At 52.8% G+C, this 16,213-nt stretch carries 15 protein-coding genes; 2 read left to right on the forward strand and 13 right to left on the reverse strand.

Annotated features, from left to right (window positions below; all coding sequences use genetic code 11):
* Positions 1–7: 7 nt before the first annotated feature.
* Both PSH86_RS11605 and PSH86_RS11610 read left to right on the forward strand, forming a co-directional pair.
* Positions 8–1,174, forward strand: coding sequence for a serine hydrolase (locus PSH86_RS11605; RefSeq protein WP_305489845.1), 1,167 nt, complete (start codon positions 8–10; stop codon positions 1,172–1,174).
* Between the two features lie 9 nt (positions 1,175–1,183).
* A complete protein-coding gene (locus tag PSH86_RS11610) occupies positions 1,184–2,824 on the forward strand; it encodes a GMC family oxidoreductase (protein WP_305489846.1) in 1,641 nt (546 codons plus the stop codon).
* A gap of 229 nt (positions 2,825–3,053) precedes the next feature.
* On the opposite strand, the gene fdhA is transcribed toward PSH86_RS11610, so the two are convergent.
* The 13 genes from fdhA to PSH86_RS11675 form a co-directional block, all read right to left on the reverse strand.
* Positions 3,054–4,250 carry a formaldehyde dehydrogenase, glutathione-independent gene (gene fdhA / locus PSH86_RS11615; RefSeq protein ID WP_305489848.1) on the reverse strand — a complete coding sequence of 399 codons (1,197 nt, stop codon included), beginning with the start codon at positions 4,248–4,250 and terminating at the stop codon, positions 3,054–3,056.
* Positions 4,251–4,384: 134 nt separating this feature from the next.
* Entirely contained in the window at positions 4,385–4,768 is a 384-nt protein-coding gene (locus PSH86_RS11620; protein ID WP_305489849.1) for a VOC family protein, read from the reverse strand.
* Positions 4,769–5,039: 271 nt separating this feature from the next.
* Positions 5,040–5,417, reverse strand: coding sequence for a nuclear transport factor 2 family protein (locus PSH86_RS11625; protein ID WP_305489851.1), 378 nt, complete (start codon positions 5,415–5,417; stop codon positions 5,040–5,042).
* A gap of 10 nt (positions 5,418–5,427) precedes the next feature.
* Positions 5,428–5,631 (reverse strand): hypothetical protein, encoded by a 204-nt coding sequence (locus PSH86_RS11630; RefSeq protein ID WP_305489853.1) that lies wholly within the window; start codon positions 5,629–5,631, stop codon positions 5,428–5,430.
* Between the two features lie 4 nt (positions 5,632–5,635).
* Positions 5,636–7,222: an NAD(P)/FAD-dependent oxidoreductase gene (locus PSH86_RS11635; RefSeq protein WP_305489854.1), complete on the reverse strand. Its 1,587-nt coding sequence runs from the start codon at positions 7,220–7,222 to the stop codon at positions 5,636–5,638.
* Between the two features lie 127 nt (positions 7,223–7,349).
* Positions 7,350–10,118, reverse strand: a complete 2,769-nt coding sequence (locus PSH86_RS11640; protein WP_305489855.1) for a LuxR C-terminal-related transcriptional regulator — start codon at positions 10,116–10,118, stop codon at positions 7,350–7,352.
* A 106-nt stretch (positions 10,119–10,224) separates the two neighbouring features.
* Positions 10,225–11,028 carry an N-acyl homoserine lactonase family protein gene (locus PSH86_RS11645; protein ID WP_305489857.1) on the reverse strand — a complete coding sequence of 268 codons (804 nt, stop codon included), beginning with the start codon at positions 11,026–11,028 and terminating at the stop codon, positions 10,225–10,227.
* Positions 11,029–11,080: 52 nt separating this feature from the next.
* On the reverse strand, positions 11,081–11,467 hold the full coding sequence (locus tag PSH86_RS11650) for a carboxymuconolactone decarboxylase family protein (protein WP_305489859.1): 387 nt from the start codon (positions 11,465–11,467) through the stop codon (positions 11,081–11,083).
* A gap of 15 nt (positions 11,468–11,482) precedes the next feature.
* Positions 11,483–12,394 (reverse strand): NAD(P)-dependent oxidoreductase, encoded by a 912-nt coding sequence (locus tag PSH86_RS11655; RefSeq protein ID WP_305489861.1) that lies wholly within the window; start codon positions 12,392–12,394, stop codon positions 11,483–11,485.
* A complete protein-coding gene (locus PSH86_RS11660; protein ID WP_305489863.1) occupies positions 12,395–13,084 on the reverse strand; it encodes an alpha/beta hydrolase in 690 nt (229 codons plus the stop codon).
* 8 nt (positions 13,085–13,092) lie between these two features.
* Positions 13,093–14,049 carry a VOC family protein gene (locus PSH86_RS11665; RefSeq protein ID WP_305489864.1) on the reverse strand — a complete coding sequence of 319 codons (957 nt, stop codon included), beginning with the start codon at positions 14,047–14,049 and terminating at the stop codon, positions 13,093–13,095.
* Positions 14,050–14,084: 35 nt separating this feature from the next.
* Positions 14,085–15,143: a maleylacetate reductase gene (locus PSH86_RS11670; protein ID WP_305489866.1), complete on the reverse strand. Its 1,059-nt coding sequence runs from the start codon at positions 15,141–15,143 to the stop codon at positions 14,085–14,087.
* Between the two features lie 249 nt (positions 15,144–15,392).
* Positions 15,393–16,034 carry an alpha/beta fold hydrolase gene (locus tag PSH86_RS11675; protein ID WP_305489867.1) on the reverse strand — a complete coding sequence of 214 codons (642 nt, stop codon included), beginning with the start codon at positions 16,032–16,034 and terminating at the stop codon, positions 15,393–15,395.
* Positions 16,035–16,213 lie beyond the last annotated feature (179 nt).

The raw sequence follows: 16,213 nt of genomic DNA on the forward strand, positions 1-16,213 counted from the left end.
GGTGCATATGAATGCAATTAAAGTTGAGCGTCGTTTTGATGAGGAGCGCCTTCAAGAGCTCCGTGGGGTAATTGAGCGTGACGTTAATCGAGGCGACTATCACGGAGCCGTAATTCGCGTTTCATTGGGTGGTACGACTGGTTTGGAGGCTGCTATCGGCTGTGCCGACGCAGATCAGACTAAGCCCCTGTCTTTGGACTCTGTCTTCAGCATCTTCTCTCTGACCAAAGCCTTCACTAACGTATTGGCATTGCGTTCGATTGAGCTCGGCCGTTTAGCGCTGACAACTCGTGTTGTCGATATCATTCCGGAGTTTAAAGGCGCACCACGAGATCAAATAACTTTGTATCACCTGCTGACCCATACTACTGGCATGCCCGGTGTGTGGACTCCTAAAGCAGATATGTACCACGATCGCCTTGATGAGTTGGTACAGGCCGTTTGCGAAAATATTCATGGTAGCGTTCCCCCAGGTGAGCGCTGCGATTACTCACCGATAGCCAACCAAGTGTTGATTGGCGAAATGCTTCGTCGTACAGACCCGAAAGGACGAAGCTTCAGTGACTTGGTTCACGAGGATCTTTTTAAGCCGCTGGATATGCGTGACTCTCACATGGGAGTACGCGCTGATTTACGCGAGCGTAAAGTCGTGCCGGACATGCGAGGTGTCATACCAATCAAGTGTCTGGGCCGTACTCAGCCTGGACCTTTCAGCCTTTTTGAGGAAGAAGTGTGTGAAGCACCCCATGTAGGTGCTGTGTCGACGGTTCGCGATATGTGGCGGTTTGCAGAAATGCTTCGCTGCGGTGGTGAGCTTGATGGGGCTCGTATTCTTTCACCTCGTATGATTGAAGTTGCACGACGCAACCAAACAGGCGATCTGTACAACGAGCTTTACAGAGGAGTTGCTTTGCGTGCGGGATGGTTCACACCGCCACCTGCGTACATCGGGCTTGGATTCAGTGTGCGCGGTGAAAAAATCGTGCATCACCAATTCGGTACCCTGACCTCAAAAGAGACATTTGGCAACTATGGTGCCGGCACGACTATGTTTTGGATTGATCCGACCTTGGATCTGGTTTTCTCTTGCCTCACTGCTGGTGTCATGACTCAAGCAGCCAACATTGAGCGTTTTCAGCGATTGTCCGATCTCGCAGTTTCGGCCGTGGTGTGAGCTAATCCTATGAACGATATTTTCGATTATGTGATCGTAGGGGGTGGGTCGGCTGGCTGTGTTCTAGCTAATCGCCTGTCTGCGGATGGTCGCCACACCGTAGCGCTGATTGAGGCGGGCCCGAAAGACGATCATTGGATGCTGAAAATTCCTACCGCTGTGGCAGCAGCTTTGAGCAAACCGCAATTCAGTTGGGGTTATGAAAGTACGTCTCAGCCTGGTTTGGGAAACCGTCCTTTCCTAATCCCTCGCGGCAAAGTATTGGGTGGTTCAAGCTCCGTGAACGGTATGGTCTATTTCCGTGGCCACCCCGCTGATTTTGACGACTGGGCAGAGAAGGAGGGGGCTACTGGTTGGAGTTATCGGGAAGTACTTCCGTACTTCATCCGCTCGGAAGATAATCCAACGTTCGCTACTTCTCCTTATCACGGTGATAAAGGAGAAATGCGTGTCTCAAGTCCACCACGTCCAAACAAGCTAGTACACAGTTTTCTGGAGGCTAGCGGTGAGATGGGGTTGCCGAGTTGTGAGGACTTCAACGCAGCTGATCCTGAGGGGCTTGGCCTGCGTCAGGCGACTATCCGCAAAGGTCGTCGTGAGTCCATGTCTACCGCGTTTTTGCATCCTGCGCTGAAGCGTAAGAATCTGACGGTGATCACTGATGCCTTGGTCGACAAGGTCGCGATCGATAATGGTCAAGCTGTTGGTGTGAGCTTTCTGGTCAAAGGCGAGCTTCTCAATGTGCGCGCACGTCTTGAAGTGATTCTGTCTGCTGGTGCATATGGCTCGCCTGCTGTGTTACTGCGCTCTGGCGTAGGAGATGTTAAAGAGCTCGAACGCCATGGAATTCCTGTTCGGCATCACCTTCCAAGCGTCGGGGTTGGGTTACGAGATCATCCTAGCGCTGCGGTGCAAATGTACACGGATAAAGACTACACCTCGTATGGCGTATCGGCTCGGTCGATGCTGCGTAACATTGGTAACGTAGCTGAGTACATGCTTTGGCGTCGTGGGCCGATTGGTGGCAATATTTTTGAGGCCACTGGCTTTTTACGGACTTCTCCGGATTTAGACCGTCCAGACGTGCAGCTTGTATTTATGCCTGCTCACCGTGGGCCAAAGCCGACATTGCTTCCTATCGGCCACGGATATGGTGTTCTGTCTATTGCGGCTCGTCCGAAGAGTTATGGCCGAGTGACCTTGGGTGATGCAAATCCAAAGACGAAGCCACTCATTGATCCGGAGTTTTACTCGCATGAGGGCGATCTTGCTGTCGTTCGTCATGGACTGATTTTGGCACGGAAAATTCTTGGTCAGTCTGCATTTGATCGATATCAGGCCAGGGAAATTCTCCCAGGTGCGGATGTCCAGCACGACTCGGCACTGGATGACTATATCCGTCGTACTACGGTGACAGTTCACCATCCTGGTTGCACATGTAAGATGGGCAGTGATCCGGCGACGACTGTGGTGGACCCTCAACTCAAGGTTCGTGGTATTCGGGGGCTTAGGGTAGTCGATGCATCGGTATTTCCTACGTTGATCGCCGGGAATACCAATGCAGCTGTAGTCATGATCGCAGAGAAGGCAGCGGATATGATCTTGGGTAAGCGAGCTCCCGCGCCCATCGATGTACCGTACGCCAAGTAGATCATATTTCCAGGAGCACTGTTCATGGTGCTCCTGCTCTTCTCCGGACTAATTCGAATTCTTCGAGGGGGCTCTCAGTAGAGACCTACTATGTGGAGTAACGATTATGTTCGCTTCATTCGCATCCATTTTTTCTGGCTTCGCGCTTAGCAGTGAGGCAAATTCTTGGGTGCACGAAAAGCGACTCCCGGACTAATCCGGGAGTCGCTGCGCAGCGGGTGAGCCGGACTTAGCCGACAAGCATCTTGTGCGGGTCGATGACGAATTTTTTCGGCACACCTGCATCGAATTCGCCATAACCTTTCGGGGCATCATCAAGGCTGATGACCTGCACCCCTACAATTTCAGCAATGTTTAGGCGATCCCACATGATTGCCTGCATCAGTTGACGGTTGTACTTCATCACTGGAGTTTGACCGGTGTGGAAGCTATGGGACTTCGCCCAGCCGAGGCCAAAACGGATGCTCAAGCTACCAATTTTTGCTGCGGCATCTGTTGCGCCTGGATCTTCGGTCACATAGAGGCCGGGAATACCAATCTTGCCTGCCACACGTGTGATCTGCATCAGTGAGTTGAGTACTGTTGCCGGGGCTTCTTGTTTGGCGCCTGCATGGCCATGTCCTCGTGCTTCGAAGCCAACAGCATCGATAGCGCAGTCAACTTCGGGTTCGCCAAGCAGTGCAGCAATCTGCTCATGCAGCGGAGTATCTTGGGAGAGGTCAGCAATCTCAAACCCAACGGACTTCGCATGGGCTAGACGTACAGGGTTCACGTCACCCACGATAACCACGGCAGCACCCAACAACCGAGCAGAAGCTGCCGCGGCCAAGCCAACTGGGCCAGCGCCAGCGACGTACACAGTACTGCCAGGGCCAACACCGGCAGTAACTGCGCCGTGGTAACCGGTCGGAAGAATGTCGGACAGACAGGTGAGGTCGCGAATTTTTTCCATTGCCCTGTCACGGTCTGGCAGCTTGAGCAGGTTGAAGTCCGCATAGGGCACCATGGCATACTCGGCCTGGCCACCTGTCCAGTCACCCATGTCTACATAACCATAAGCGCCACCGGCCCGTGCAGGGTTGACTGTCAGGCAGACCCCGGTGTGTTGCTCCTTACATGAGCGGCAACGGCCGCATGCAACGTTGAATGGAACTGATACCAGGTCACCGATATTCAGGTGCTCGACATCACGCCCTTTTTCGATCACTTCACCAGTAATTTCGTGACCTAGTACTAGCCCTACTTGAGCCGTAGTGCGACCACGCACCATATGTTGATCTGAGCCACAGATGTTGGTGGAGACGACCTTCAGTATGACCGCGTGCTCGATCTTCTTACCGCGGGGATCTTGCATTTTCGGATAGTCGATTTTTTGAATTTCCACCTTCCCGGAGCCGACATAAACAACGCCACGATTACCAGACATACAGATTACCTCTTCTTGTTGTTCGGCACCGAAGGGGGCCGACTTATTGAGTGTTGGTGTGCATAGGGTGGGGCTAGGAGGGCAGCCAATAACTGAGATGTTTGGTTGCAGGTTTCCTAGTGCCCACAGTTCAGTCAGGCTGCCTTGAAGCAGTAGACCGCCAACTTGTTACCATCAAGATCACGTGCATAGGCGGCATAAGCATTCGGTGCCCAGCCACGTGGGCCAGGTGCACCTTCATCCTTCCCACCGGCAGCCACAGATGCGGCATGGAAGGCATCGACCGCCGCGCGGCTAGGTGCCTCAAAGCTAACAGTGACACCATTACCGACTGTGGCAGGATCACCGTTGGCGGGGTTTAGCACAAAGAAGGATGGTGCGCTTTCGCCCCATATCGAGCCGTTTTCTTCGAGGTCAGCTATGCGCTTTAGTCCCAATTGACCCAGTACATCGTCGTAAAAGCTCCGGGCTTTTTGCAGGTCATTGGTGCCGACAGTTACGTGCGTAAAAACGCTCATCTATGTCCTCCAGTTTGGCATTGGGTGGGTAAGCGAAACTCACCTGCATACAGCGGAAAATTACCGAAATATGCGCGTGATGTTCACCATTCCACCGTGCCGAAGGAACGGAAGAGGAGCACCTATCGTTGGATAGCTTTGAAGTGCTCAAGCTAACGGTATGAGCTTCTGCGGGAAAAATGAAAAATCCCGGCAACATGGCCGGGATTATAAACGGTTCAAATCGTTGACTTCTGCGAAGCTGCAGCGTTCCCATCAAACAACCATCTGGTCAGGGTTGGAACGCTTCTATAGCGGGTGCGGTGTCAGTGAACTCTTTCACGTTGTGTAGCAGACCATTTCGAATGATAAATAGGAAATGGTAGTGATTTTTGTAGACTCGCTCGTTGGTCAACTCGGCACTCCCATCTACTTCGACGGCAATGCGCTCTCCGTCTTCTGTTACTCCGCGAATGGTAAGCTTCATTGTGCGAATGGCTGGCAAGACGGCGCTTAAGAAGCCCGCGAAAGCTGCTTTGTCCATATCACCTGTGTTCGGCATCCAAAATACAGCGTCGTCGCTGGCGAGTTTCATAGCAGCAGGTAAGTCGCCGGCTTCGATGAATGCCAGGTATTCAAGTGCGAGCAAACGATTTGGAGAGGTTTGCATGACAATCTTCCTATCGTTTTACCAGCATGCTAATCAAAAAGAGAGCCAGTTTCGCGCTCAGGAGCCGTAAGCCACCGCGAAGTTCCTCTGGGCGCAGTTGCGCAGAGATTGGCATAGCGCCGAATGCAGTGCCCTTCAAAACCAGTTTGTTACCATCACGTTCAAGGGCCTCGATCTTCATCAGTTCGCTGCCATCAGGGGAATAAAGTCTCATTGCGTCACGCCTTATTAAATTGACTGAAATTCATCTTGAGGTCGTCAAACATACGCATTGCGGCTGCCCGACCGGCACCGAACACACCGCCACCTGGGTGCTGGAATGGGCCGACAAGATAAAGTCGATCAACACCCGGAACAGTGTTGCGACCCAGATCTGGCGTTGGTCGATGAGAGCCAAATTGGTGTTGGAGTCCGGCTATTCCGTGCAAGTCGCCGCGTTGGAAGCTGGGAGAAGTCCTTTGCATATCAAGAGGGCTATCGACGTGCCGCCCAATAATCAAATCGCTGCTCAAGTTGTTGAAGAAAGGTGACATACGCTCAAGCAACTGGTCTGCGTAGGCTTCCTTGATCTCGTCCCAATATGTAGCCGGGCGGTTGTCCACTTCAAATGGTGCATAGGCCCAGGCATGCATGGTCGCCTTGCCAGCGGGCGCGCGTGTTGGATCGATATTGGTTGGTGAGGCGAGGGCGAGAAGCGGATCTTTAGGAAGCTGGCCATACCGCACATCATCGAAAGAGCGACGAAAGCGCGATTCGCTGACCGGCAGAAGCTCAATGAAAGCTGCTTGGTCAACATGGTTGCCAGCTTTGAACTGAAGCTTTTCATGCAGTGAGGCGTGAATGGTTATGCAGGCACAAGGAGAGGTAGTCGTCCGCTCTGCGCGCTCAAACACTTGAGGTGCGACACCGGCATCTTGGAGGTAGCCTCGAAGCAGGTGCGGGTGGATGCCTCCAATGACAGCATCCCGAGCTTCATAACGGCGCCCATCGTGTGTCTGTACGGCGGAGGCACGTCCACCTTTTGTTTCGATTATCGATACATCTACTTCCGAGATGACCTCTCCACCATGGTCTTCGATGCAGCGGATCAGTGCGGCGGTGAGGGCACCGCTGCCGCCAACTGGAATCCCGATACCGTACTTTTCCATGAAAGCAAGAAACATGAACAGGCTAATGCCAGAACCCAGCTCCTCTGGGCTAGCCAAGTTCTCGCCGACCATTCGTGCAAAATGCAGACGAATTTTTTCATGCTGAAACCACTCGGTGATGATCTCCCAGCTGCTTTTCATCATGGTGGCGAACATTTCCCGGCCTTCCGGGCTCTGATCCATCATGGCGAACTGAGCGCCCATTGGCACTGGAGCGGAGTAGAGAGTGCCGATCAGCATCGGTAGATAGTGGGCTGCTACCTCAGAAAACTTCAGATATGCCTCCGCATCTTTCTGCGAGAATTTCGCCAGCTCCTGATAGTTGCGCTGGCGATCCCGGTAGAGGCTCAAAGTCGTGCCGTCATCGAACACCGTGATGAGGGGAACCTCAGGATAGATGTACTTAAGGCCGTACTTGCTCAGTAGGCCCAACTCATCATTTCGGATCAGCGGATTTGCCTGAATAAAGATATGACCAACGCTATGTTGGTCATGTTTGAACCCCGGGACTGTGAGCTCGCGCGTGACTACGCCGCCACCAAACCAGGCGTTACGTTCGAGTACCAGGACTTTTTTACCAGCTGACGCCAGATACGCAGCGGCCACCAGACCGTTATGGCCGGAGCCAATGGCTACAACATCGTAAGCCGTGGACATACTTGGTTTCCTCTTGTTTTTATCGAATCGATTGAGTTCACGATGCGATAAGCAATCAGGCCAAGCACCTATCCATGGATAGCGAAGAGCAGGGGAGCAACGCTGCAAGCAAAGCTTGCAGCGTTAATTATCGAAGGATGCCCAATTGGCGTGCCCTTTCTGCCGCCTGAGAGCGACGACGAACACCAATTTTGTCGTAGATCTGTTGGAGGTACCATTTGATGGAACCCTCAGTCATTCCAAGCTTGATACCAATCTCACGATTCAGCATGCCAATGCTAACCATCTCCAAGATGTCCAGTTCACGGCTGTTCAGAGCACCGAAAATTGCGCTGCCTTGTTCTGGTGTGCCCGCTGTTGGTGTATTGGAAATGGGGAGTTCACCATCCACCCTTTTCAGCAGATTGCTGGCGAATACATCCGCAGGTTCACCCTCAAGTTTTGCTGCCTGCAGTTGATCACGTAGCAAGCGCACCAACCATTCGCCCTCATCAAGGAATACGCGAATGAAACCGCATGGTGCTGCCTGAAACAATGCTCGGCGCAGGACACGTTGCGCCGCTCGTTGATCTCCAGTCAACAGCGAAAGATGCGCGATAATGACATTCCAGCGAAGCGCGTTACGGACTGCATTGGCGGCTTCAAGATGACGACTCCAGAGTTTTGCAAGGCCGAGAGCCTCCGGAAGCCGATCCTCCGCCTGGGCAGCCCTGACCCAGCAAAGTGCTCGAGCTTCATCGCGAGTGCTAACGTTCTTGTGTGGGGCTACATCGCTAGCCGGCCCACGCAGTTTATTTTTTCGACCAAGTCGAATGACTTCATCGACTTCGCCTTGGCGCAGGAGCCATTTCATACGCTCAGCCAAGCTGAAAAGACGTAGTCGTTCGAAACCATGTTCATTGGCAAACACATCCGCCTCATCGAGCATGCGAAATGCGTTTGCCTTGTCACCATCAATCATCGAAACACGAGCGCAAGTCAACCACCCTACAATGGCCTGGTCGACGAAACCGATGTAATTTGTTTGGTGAATATATTGCTCTAGCAGTACGCGAGCTTGCTGAAGCTCGTCGCGTTCGTAGTGCACCTTGGCCAAATGAACGGCGATCATCGCAGGCAAAGGTGAACCATGGCCCGAAATTTTTATAGCGGAACGCAGAGCTGTAGTGAGGGCTTGAATAGCCGCGTGTGTACGCCCAGCCATGAGCCTGGCGGGCGCAAGAACAGCGTTGTGGAAAACATGAGCAGCTTCGTGAGGCAGGCGTTTGAGGCATTCCAAGCTCAAGTTGTTTAAGCGCTCAACCTCATCGAGTTGGTAGTGTTCACGACGAGCATAAAGCTCTGAACTGTAAAAGCTACCTTTGACCAGTTGAGGTGCGTCTTTATAATGCTCTTGCAAGTACTGTGATTGAGCTTGAATAGCAGAGGGATCGTCGCCCATCATGCCTAGCATCAACTCCCGATGTAACCATTCATTGCGTAGGTACTGGATACGATCTCGAGGGAGAAGTTGATCGCGTTCTATCTGGTTCAGACGAAGACGAGCTTTTTCAAGCAACGTTCTGGATGTCTCGAATTGCCAGCGCACTTCCAACTGCCAGATATGACTCAGGATAATGGCAGGAAATCGCATGACGATATCTTCTGGCAACATCTCCACAAGTGCCCAGGCATTTACACTGGACGAGAATATTTCAACGTTGTAGGTATCTATAATCTCGGCTGCACGAAGATAGTCTTTCGTTGCGAAAGCTTGCTTAAAGGCCCCCTCATAGTCACCCGTTTGGATCAACCATTCGCTGGCTACCATGTGAAGTTGGAGCATGAGCTTCTCATTAGACTGACGAAACTCACGCTTCAGGAATTCAGCGAAGAGGGGATGATACCGGTAGTTTCTTTGCTCCTCGTCGATCCCCATTAAGAACAGGCCGCGACTTTCGCACTCACGTAGCATTGCTTGACTGCCCAATTGGCCTGTAAGGGCGTCGCAAACGTCTGCATCAAGGCGCTCCAAAATGGAGGTGCGGAGCAAAAAGTCGCGAATTTCCTGCGGTTGCCGAAACAGTACGTCCTGAAGAAAAAACTCAGAAAACTGGCGTCTCTCACCAGAAAAATTGGCGAGGTTGTAAACCTGTTCAGGATCATGACGCAGCAATAGTGCGGCTAAGACTAGGCCGCCAGTCCAGCCTTCCAAGCGGCTTTCGAGTTGATTGAACTGTTCCTCGGGAATAGATTCGACTTCTAGGTGTTTGAGAAGTAAGGCCGCTTCGTCGCGATTCAGACGCAGCTCACGCACGTTTATGTCAGATACCCAACCTTGCATCCGCTGCCGGGCAACGGAAAGGCATGGCTCTCCTCTGAAACTAAGAATGATGTGAAGATGGGGAGGTGCCCGCTCTGTCAGCATGGACAGGCATCGAACAGCGTCGCTGCCCGCAAGGTGGTGCACATCGTCGATAAAAAGATAGATCGGTGTCAGATCACCCTGCAAGAGCTTAAGGAGTGCCGTGAGAGATTTACTGAGGTTTGTCTCTCCAATGCGAGTCAATACGCCATTCACGGGGGCTGGTTGGTCAACGAGTTCCAATGCCGCTTTGAGATAGGCGCTGAAGTGGGGCAGTTCTCGATCCCCTTCTTCCAAAGATAGCCAGGCAGTTCTCGCTCCGTCGTTCTTTAGCTGCTGATAATGTTGCTTTAGAAGCCCGGTTTTTCCGTAGCCTGGTGGAGACTGAACAAGTGTGAGCGGTGTCAGGGATGACTCCATCATGCGCTTGAGGAGGCGTGGAAATGACACCAAATTGACGCTGGCACTCGGTGGAGAGAGTTTAGAAGCGATCAGCGATATTTGCAGCGGGGCATGCTGGGTTTGGAATAGGCTATTCGTGTGACTGCGCATGGAGCAGTTTCTCCGTGGCTAGGGTCGATTATTCGACCTCTTGTTACTTTTGAGCCCCTCGAAAGAGGCGCTAGACCTCGTTATCGCTTATTGATGGGCCTTTTGTCTACTCGGCTTTTGGGGGTAGGTGCAGCGCAACGATGTCATCCATCGGATCCCCGTGAAACGGGTAAATTTCACGTACTCGAGGATCGTGGCCGGGCACAATATGATCGGAGGAACTTGCTAGCGCACGCAGCTTTCGATAGCCGTCGAGCATTGCCCCTACGTCCAGGACGACAGGGAATGGAGAGTCCTCCTCCATGTTCGCGTAGTAATGGCTAGCATCAGACGCGAGCACGACCCAGCCCCGTGCGGTATGCACTCGCACAGCTTGCAGACCTAAGGTGTGGCCTCCGATGTGAACCAGCTCGATGCCCGGGGCTAGCTGTACATCACCATCGTGAAACACCACTCGTTGTTGGTGCACGCCTCGAACAAGATTGACAACGTCCTCCACGTTGAAGGATTGGCGTAGCGGGCGATACAGCATGTATCTGCCGGTGGCGAAGCGCATTTCAGACTCTTGCAGATGGAATCGTGCGTTTGGTAACAGATCCACATTTCCTGCATGGTCGTAATGCATATGGGTGATGATCACCTCATTGATATCAGCAGGCGTCAGTCCCAGCGCTTCGAGCGCGCGTACAGGGCAACGGAGAAGCTGGCGTCCACGAGCATCTGCTGCGCTTTGATTGAAACCTGTATCGACCAGAAAAATCTGATCGTCTTTGCGAATCAGCCAGACGAAATAGTCCATCGGCATCGGTAGATCATGTGCATCATGACTATCAATGAAGTTGTCTCGACGCAGGCGATCAACATAGGCATATCGAATCGCGAATACCTGGTAGTCGGGTAGTGCGTTCATGGTGCCTCCAGATTGTGTGGGAGCCGCCGATCAAAGATCGGCGGCTAGAGGATCAGGCGTGCTCTGCTTCCCAAGCTTTGATCGCCTCGCTTGCAACTCGGAATGCGGCCAATGCTGCAGGTACTCCGCAGTAAATAGCGGCTTGCATCAGTACGGCACGGATTTCTTCCTTGGTGACGCCATTGGTGAGGGCGCCTTTCACATGCACACCTAGCTCATGATGCTGGTTCATAGCAGTCAGAGCGGACAGGTTGATGATGCTGCGTGTTTTAAAAGGGAGGGTGTCGTCGCCCCAAATTGCACCCCAGCAATACTCAGTGACGAGTTCTTGCATCGGACGATTGAAGTCATCGGCTGCAGACCAGGATTTTTCAACATGCGCGGCACCAAGGACGGCTTTACGGTTGGCAAAGCCTTTATCAAATAGCTCTTTGCTCATTACGAGATCCTACTTTCAATTGGAATTAAGTGGACGTGTTGGCACTTCGATGCCCGCCCATTGCTCTATCAAGCATGTGATACGAGTGAAGTCAGCGTTGTCGCCAAAAGCTGCGCGAGTCATGTTGAGCACTTGGCGAACGCTACTTCCCACAGGCATAGGAACGCCCATCGCCTCAGCCTCATCAAGGCAGAGACGGGTATCTTTCAGAGACAGTGCTGTGGTGAATCCGAAATCGAAGGTACGAGGCAGAACCGCGCGAGGCAGCTTGTCCGCGGTAGCACTGTTACGTGCGCTGCCGGCATTGAATACATCGAGCATGACCTGAGGATCCAGCCCTGCTTTTACACCCATGACCAGCGCTTCGCAGGAGACCGCCAATGCGGTAACGGAAACCAGGTTATTCACCAGTTTCATAGTCTGGCCAAGCCCCGGGGCTTCACCACAGAACAGTGGTTTTCCGATGTTCTTCAAGATAGGAAGAAGCTGCTCATAAGTGGCATTTGGACAGGCCACCATCAATGCGAGTGTGCCTTTCTCGGCGCCTGCCGCACCACCACTGACAGGGCAATCGACGGCCACTATGTTTTTGGCTTGGAGCCCATGGGCAACTGCTTTTGCTGTGCGGGGGCCGGTGGTCGACAAATCGACGAAAACGCGAACTTGCTCACCACTGATCACGCCACCCTCGCCGAGCGCTACCTTTTGGACGATTTCCGGAGTGGGCAGACTGGCAAATACGATTTGTGCGTTGTCCGCGACAGTTTTCGGATCAGATGCGCGGGTGGCGCCGAGCGCTTGCAGACGGTCGACGGCTGCTTCGTTGAGGTCAAACACTGTGAGTGCGTAGCCGGCCTGAACCAGGCGACGAGCCATCGGTTCACCCATGGTACCTAAGCCAATAAATCCAAGCGTTGGAGTGGACATTTAATACAGTCTCCAGTCATATGCCATTCGGGCAATAATTTTGTTGGACGTAAGCAAGCGATGCAGCAGCGAGCGCGCAAGATTGATCTCTTCATCGGTTACCAAATGTGGCCGATCTTGGAACACGTTCAGCTGAACTTCTTCGGCTCCCATCTCTTTGAATACCTGGGAGGTTTCGGTTGTCCGCCGCAAGGGAACCCAATCATCTAGGTTCCCGTTGCTCAATAGAATAGGGGTGCCCGCTAAGCGGCGAGGGGTCGACCATGTCGTGCCTTCAGGGCCGATGAGGCCTCCGGTCAGCGAGATGAGCCCGCCGTAGGCGTCTGCATTTCGATAGACGTATTCACAAGCCAGACACGCACCCTGGGAGAATCCCATGAGAACGATGTTTTCTCGCTTGACCGACATCTTCTCCAGCGTGGTTAAGACGGAAGTAATGCTGTCGAGGGCGAAATCTAGCCAAGGATTATTGTCCGCAATGGGTGCCATAAATCGGTTTGGATACCAAGTTTTGTCGGCTGCTTCCAAGGCGATGTATGGCATCTCATCTAAGCCAATACGTTCAGCCATAGCGAACATGTCCGAGGGCTGTTGACTTCGACCATGGATCAGTACTGTGGCCACACCGATGTCCTCGGGCGAAGGCCCAAGGAAGTGCACTGGCGTTGAAAGATGCGGGTTGTTGGTCATGAGCCACCTCAGTACTTCAGTGGCTCAAGGTACGCGGCGATCTCTTGAGCGCGAGCGCCCAGTCGAGGAGGAATCTGGATGGTTTTGCCAAGGTCTTCAAATGGTTCATCTACCAAGAAACCTTCGGGCTTGGAAACCGCCGCCTCGAACAGTGCTCCACCTGGGGTTCGGACATATATCGAGTCGAAGTAACCGCGGTCTTTGCGCTCGGAAACATCGGTGTAGCCCATACCTTCCAAGTGAAGCTTCACGCTACGCTGGACATCAAGGTCGGTTACTTCGAATGCACAGTGGTGAACCGTACCCTCGCCATATGTCCATGAGCCTTGGGGCAAGTTTGGCTCCAGTTGGAAATCAATGATCGTGCCCGAGCCACCATTGCCCACCTGGTAACGAGAGAAGGCGCCATCTGTGTCGAGTAGTTTGCCTGTCCAGCCGTAATGCATGAATTCGGCTGAGTTTTCCATATCGCGGACTGATACGGTAATACCGTGTGTACCGCGGATACCAAATTCAGAAGGAACGACACCATTGGAATGGGGTTTGCGGTTGTCGTCTTTGATACCGACAAGTTCATACTCAATTCCGCAGGGATGTGCGAAGTGCAGCAGGCGCTCACCAAATCGCTCCACGAGGACAGGTTTGAATCCATGATCGCTTAGGTGACGTGCCCAGAAGGGCAGTGAGGACTCCGGTACCGAAAGAGCTAAAGTCTTTACCTGACCGCTTCCTCGACGGGCTTTTCTACCGGACTGACGCATTGGAAAGCATGTGACCAGCGTGCTTTCTTCGCCGATGTCATTACCATAGTAAAAGTGGTAAATCGGTTCGGCGCCGTCATACAGACCTGTTTTTTTAATGCTTTTCAAACCGAGTACTTTGGTGTGAAAGTCGTAATCTTCTTGTGCGCCGCCAACATTCAGGGTGATGTGATGATGGCGAAGAATGTGCGGGTTCAGCTCCATAGTGTTCTCCAGGATCTTAGATGCTAAAACGCCTATCAAGGGCGGCGGCCGAAAAACGCTTTATCGAGTAGCTGTGTAATGCCCTCCACCTCAATCGGCCGTGGATTCCAGTACGGAGAGGAACAGGCAATTTCTACGGCGCGCGGCAGGTCTTGCTCCCGTAGGCCGATTTGTCCAAGTCGGGTCGGTGCGCCAAGGCTGGTTGCCAAGTCATGGAGCCCTGCTGCTGCATCACTTACGCCTCCCAGTGCGCGACAAATACGAGCCATTGCATCGGGTGCAGCTGCTGCGTTGTAAGCCGTAGCGTGAGGGAGGACGATGCTGTGTGTATCGGCGTGAGGCAGGTTGAAGCTGCCACCCAGCGTATGGCAGAGTTTGTGATGGATCGACATTCCCACCGCACCCAAGCAGACACCGCACGCCCAAGCTCCGAACAACGCATCGGAACGGGCATCAAGGTCTTCAGGTTTTTTATGGATTCGGGGAAGGGCGCTCGCCGGGGCGGCAATGCCTTGTTCTGCTAGTTGCGAGATCAGGGGGTTCGCATCTTTGGAGTACAGAGCTTCCACCGCGTGAGCAATAGCATTGAGCCCGCTTGTAACGGTGATTTCTGGCGGAAGAGTGACTGTCAGGTCAACGTCGTAAAGTACAACCTCTGGCAGCACTTTCAGCGTGCGCTGCGTAGTCTTCAGACCATTCTCGGTTTGGCCAATAATCGGTGTAGCTTCGGAGCCGGCATAGGTCGTCGGAATGACGATCTGCGGTAAGTCAGTATTGAGTGCAATGGCTTTACTAAGGCCAATGGTTGAACCTCCACCTAAAGCCACTATGCAATCGACATTAGTGCTAGCAACGACCTCCAAAGCGTCAAGCGTCACTTCGACCGGCGTATGCATGGTGGCATTGGCGTAAATCCCAACAGCCAAGTCTCCCAACTGCTCACACAGACGTTCACCCTCGCGCTGTTGATGCTTGGTTGTTAAAACAAGCGCTCGAGAGGCACCCAAGGCTCTGATTTCGTCGGCAAGCTGCGAAATCGTGCCTGAGCCGAAAATCACTCGACTCGGTAGGGCGTTGTAAACAAAAGGTTGCATTGAGGCTCCTGGTCGCTGTGCAGTTTTAATTGAGTTTTGCGATTGACGAGGCCTAGGGCACCTGCCGAAAGATAGTGCCTCGGCTAGTCTTTGTTCAGGAGTCCAATACGACTTGGCGCGCTTCGGCGGATTCATTGGGCGGTAGGTGGCCAATCTCTTCGACTATCTCAAGCTCAGCGGCGGCAATGAGTTTTTTCCAATGCTCCGCTTTTCCTACGGGAATAATTTGGTCTAAGTGCCCCCAGAGGATTAAGGTGGGCGCGGTAATGTGTTGTAAATTTCTGGCATGTTTGGGTTGTCTAGGCCTGTCTGGCCTACAAGCTTCATAAACGCTCCACATTCTCTAGTCCGCATGCTAGTAAATTTTTCGTCTGGCCCATCCGGAAGGAATGGGAGAAGAACTTGCATGTCGTTCACCAGGTAGGAAGGGAAATCCTGGGGCGCTACAGTCGATAGATCGGGAAGAGGATGTTCTAGAACGGCAAGGCCACCGGGAGCAACAAGTACAAGTTTGCTCACTCGAGCTGGATATCGTGCAGCGAATTCTGCGGCGATGCGGCCTCCCAATGAGGTTCCAATGAGATGGAAGCGTTGGAGGTCGAGAGTCTCGAACACTTTTTCGTAGTGCTCGACGCAGGCTGAAACAGAAGTGATCTTGGGGTTGTCTTCGGACAGGCCGAAACCTGGATGGTGAGGCAGGTAGACTTTGAAGTAATCCGTCAGACCAGCTGTGAACCCCAATCCATGCCATGTTCCGCCGCCATGCAGATAAACAACGGGAGTGTCTTCGCCAGCACTATGGATCGCAATGACCGCATCATTGATTTGATAGTACTGGCGATGCCAGTCCGAAAAATCGACACGACGATCCCCGCTGGGAAGCATGCTCATAAATACCTTATTTTTATGATTGTGATATCTGAATAGTGCGAGATTGCTGCTGGCGGTACCGCCCTTCACCTATCTATGGATAGTGAGGGCAGTTGACAGTGCCTTGGATAGCTGTCTTGTAGCATCAGGCTTGAAGCGAACTTGAAAGCGTTTGTTCGCAGCCGCGCGGTGACGATTTT

Origin of the sequence: Pseudomonas sp. FP2300 (genome assembly GCF_030687595.1) — a bacterium.
Classification (GTDB): Bacteria; Pseudomonadota; Gammaproteobacteria; order Pseudomonadales; family Pseudomonadaceae; genus Aquipseudomonas; species Aquipseudomonas bijieensis.

What these genes read in the sequence shown, in the direction of transcription:
- PSH86_RS11630 (WP_305489853.1), bottom strand. Translation starts at nt 5,631, where the DNA reads ATGAGACTTTATTCCCCTGATGGCAGCGAACTGATGAAGATCGAGGCC.
- PSH86_RS11605 (WP_305489845.1), top strand. Translation starts at nt 8, where the DNA reads ATGAATGCAATTAAAGTTGAGCGTCGTTTTGATGAGGAGCGCCTTCAA.
- PSH86_RS11655 (WP_305489861.1), bottom strand. Translation starts at nt 12,394, where the DNA reads ATGTCCACTCCAACGCTTGGATTTATTGGCTTAGGTACCATGGGTGAA.
- PSH86_RS11620 (WP_305489849.1), bottom strand. Translation starts at nt 4,768, where the DNA reads ATGAGCGTTTTTACGCACGTAACTGTCGGCACCAATGACCTGCAAAAA.
- PSH86_RS11635 (WP_305489854.1), bottom strand. Translation starts at nt 7,222, where the DNA reads ATGTCCACGGCTTACGATGTTGTAGCCATTGGCTCCGGCCATAACGGT.
- PSH86_RS11640 (WP_305489855.1), bottom strand. Translation starts at nt 10,118, where the DNA reads ATGCGCAGTCACACGAATAGCCTATTCCAAACCCAGCATGCCCCGCTG.
- PSH86_RS11665 (WP_305489864.1), bottom strand. Translation starts at nt 14,049, where the DNA reads ATGGAGCTGAACCCGCACATTCTTCGCCATCATCACATCACCCTGAAT.
- PSH86_RS11660 (WP_305489863.1), bottom strand. Translation starts at nt 13,084, where the DNA reads ATGACCAACAACCCGCATCTTTCAACGCCAGTGCACTTCCTTGGGCCT.
- PSH86_RS11650 (WP_305489859.1), bottom strand. Translation starts at nt 11,467, where the DNA reads ATGAGCAAAGAGCTATTTGATAAAGGCTTTGCCAACCGTAAAGCCGTC.
- fdhA (WP_305489848.1), bottom strand. Translation starts at nt 4,250, where the DNA reads ATGTCTGGTAATCGTGGCGTTGTTTATGTCGGCTCCGGGAAGGTGGAA.
- PSH86_RS11670 (WP_305489866.1), bottom strand. Translation starts at nt 15,143, where the DNA reads ATGCAACCTTTTGTTTACAACGCCCTACCGAGTCGAGTGATTTTCGGC.
- PSH86_RS11675 (WP_305489867.1), bottom strand. Translation starts at nt 16,034, where the DNA reads ATGAGCATGCTTCCCAGCGGGGATCGTCGTGTCGATTTTTCGGACTGG.
- PSH86_RS11645 (WP_305489857.1), bottom strand. Translation starts at nt 11,028, where the DNA reads ATGAACGCACTACCCGACTACCAGGTATTCGCGATTCGATATGCCTAT.
- PSH86_RS11625 (WP_305489851.1), bottom strand. Translation starts at nt 5,417, where the DNA reads ATGCAAACCTCTCCAAATCGTTTGCTCGCACTTGAATACCTGGCATTC.
- PSH86_RS11610 (WP_305489846.1), top strand. Translation starts at nt 1,184, where the DNA reads ATGAACGATATTTTCGATTATGTGATCGTAGGGGGTGGGTCGGCTGGC.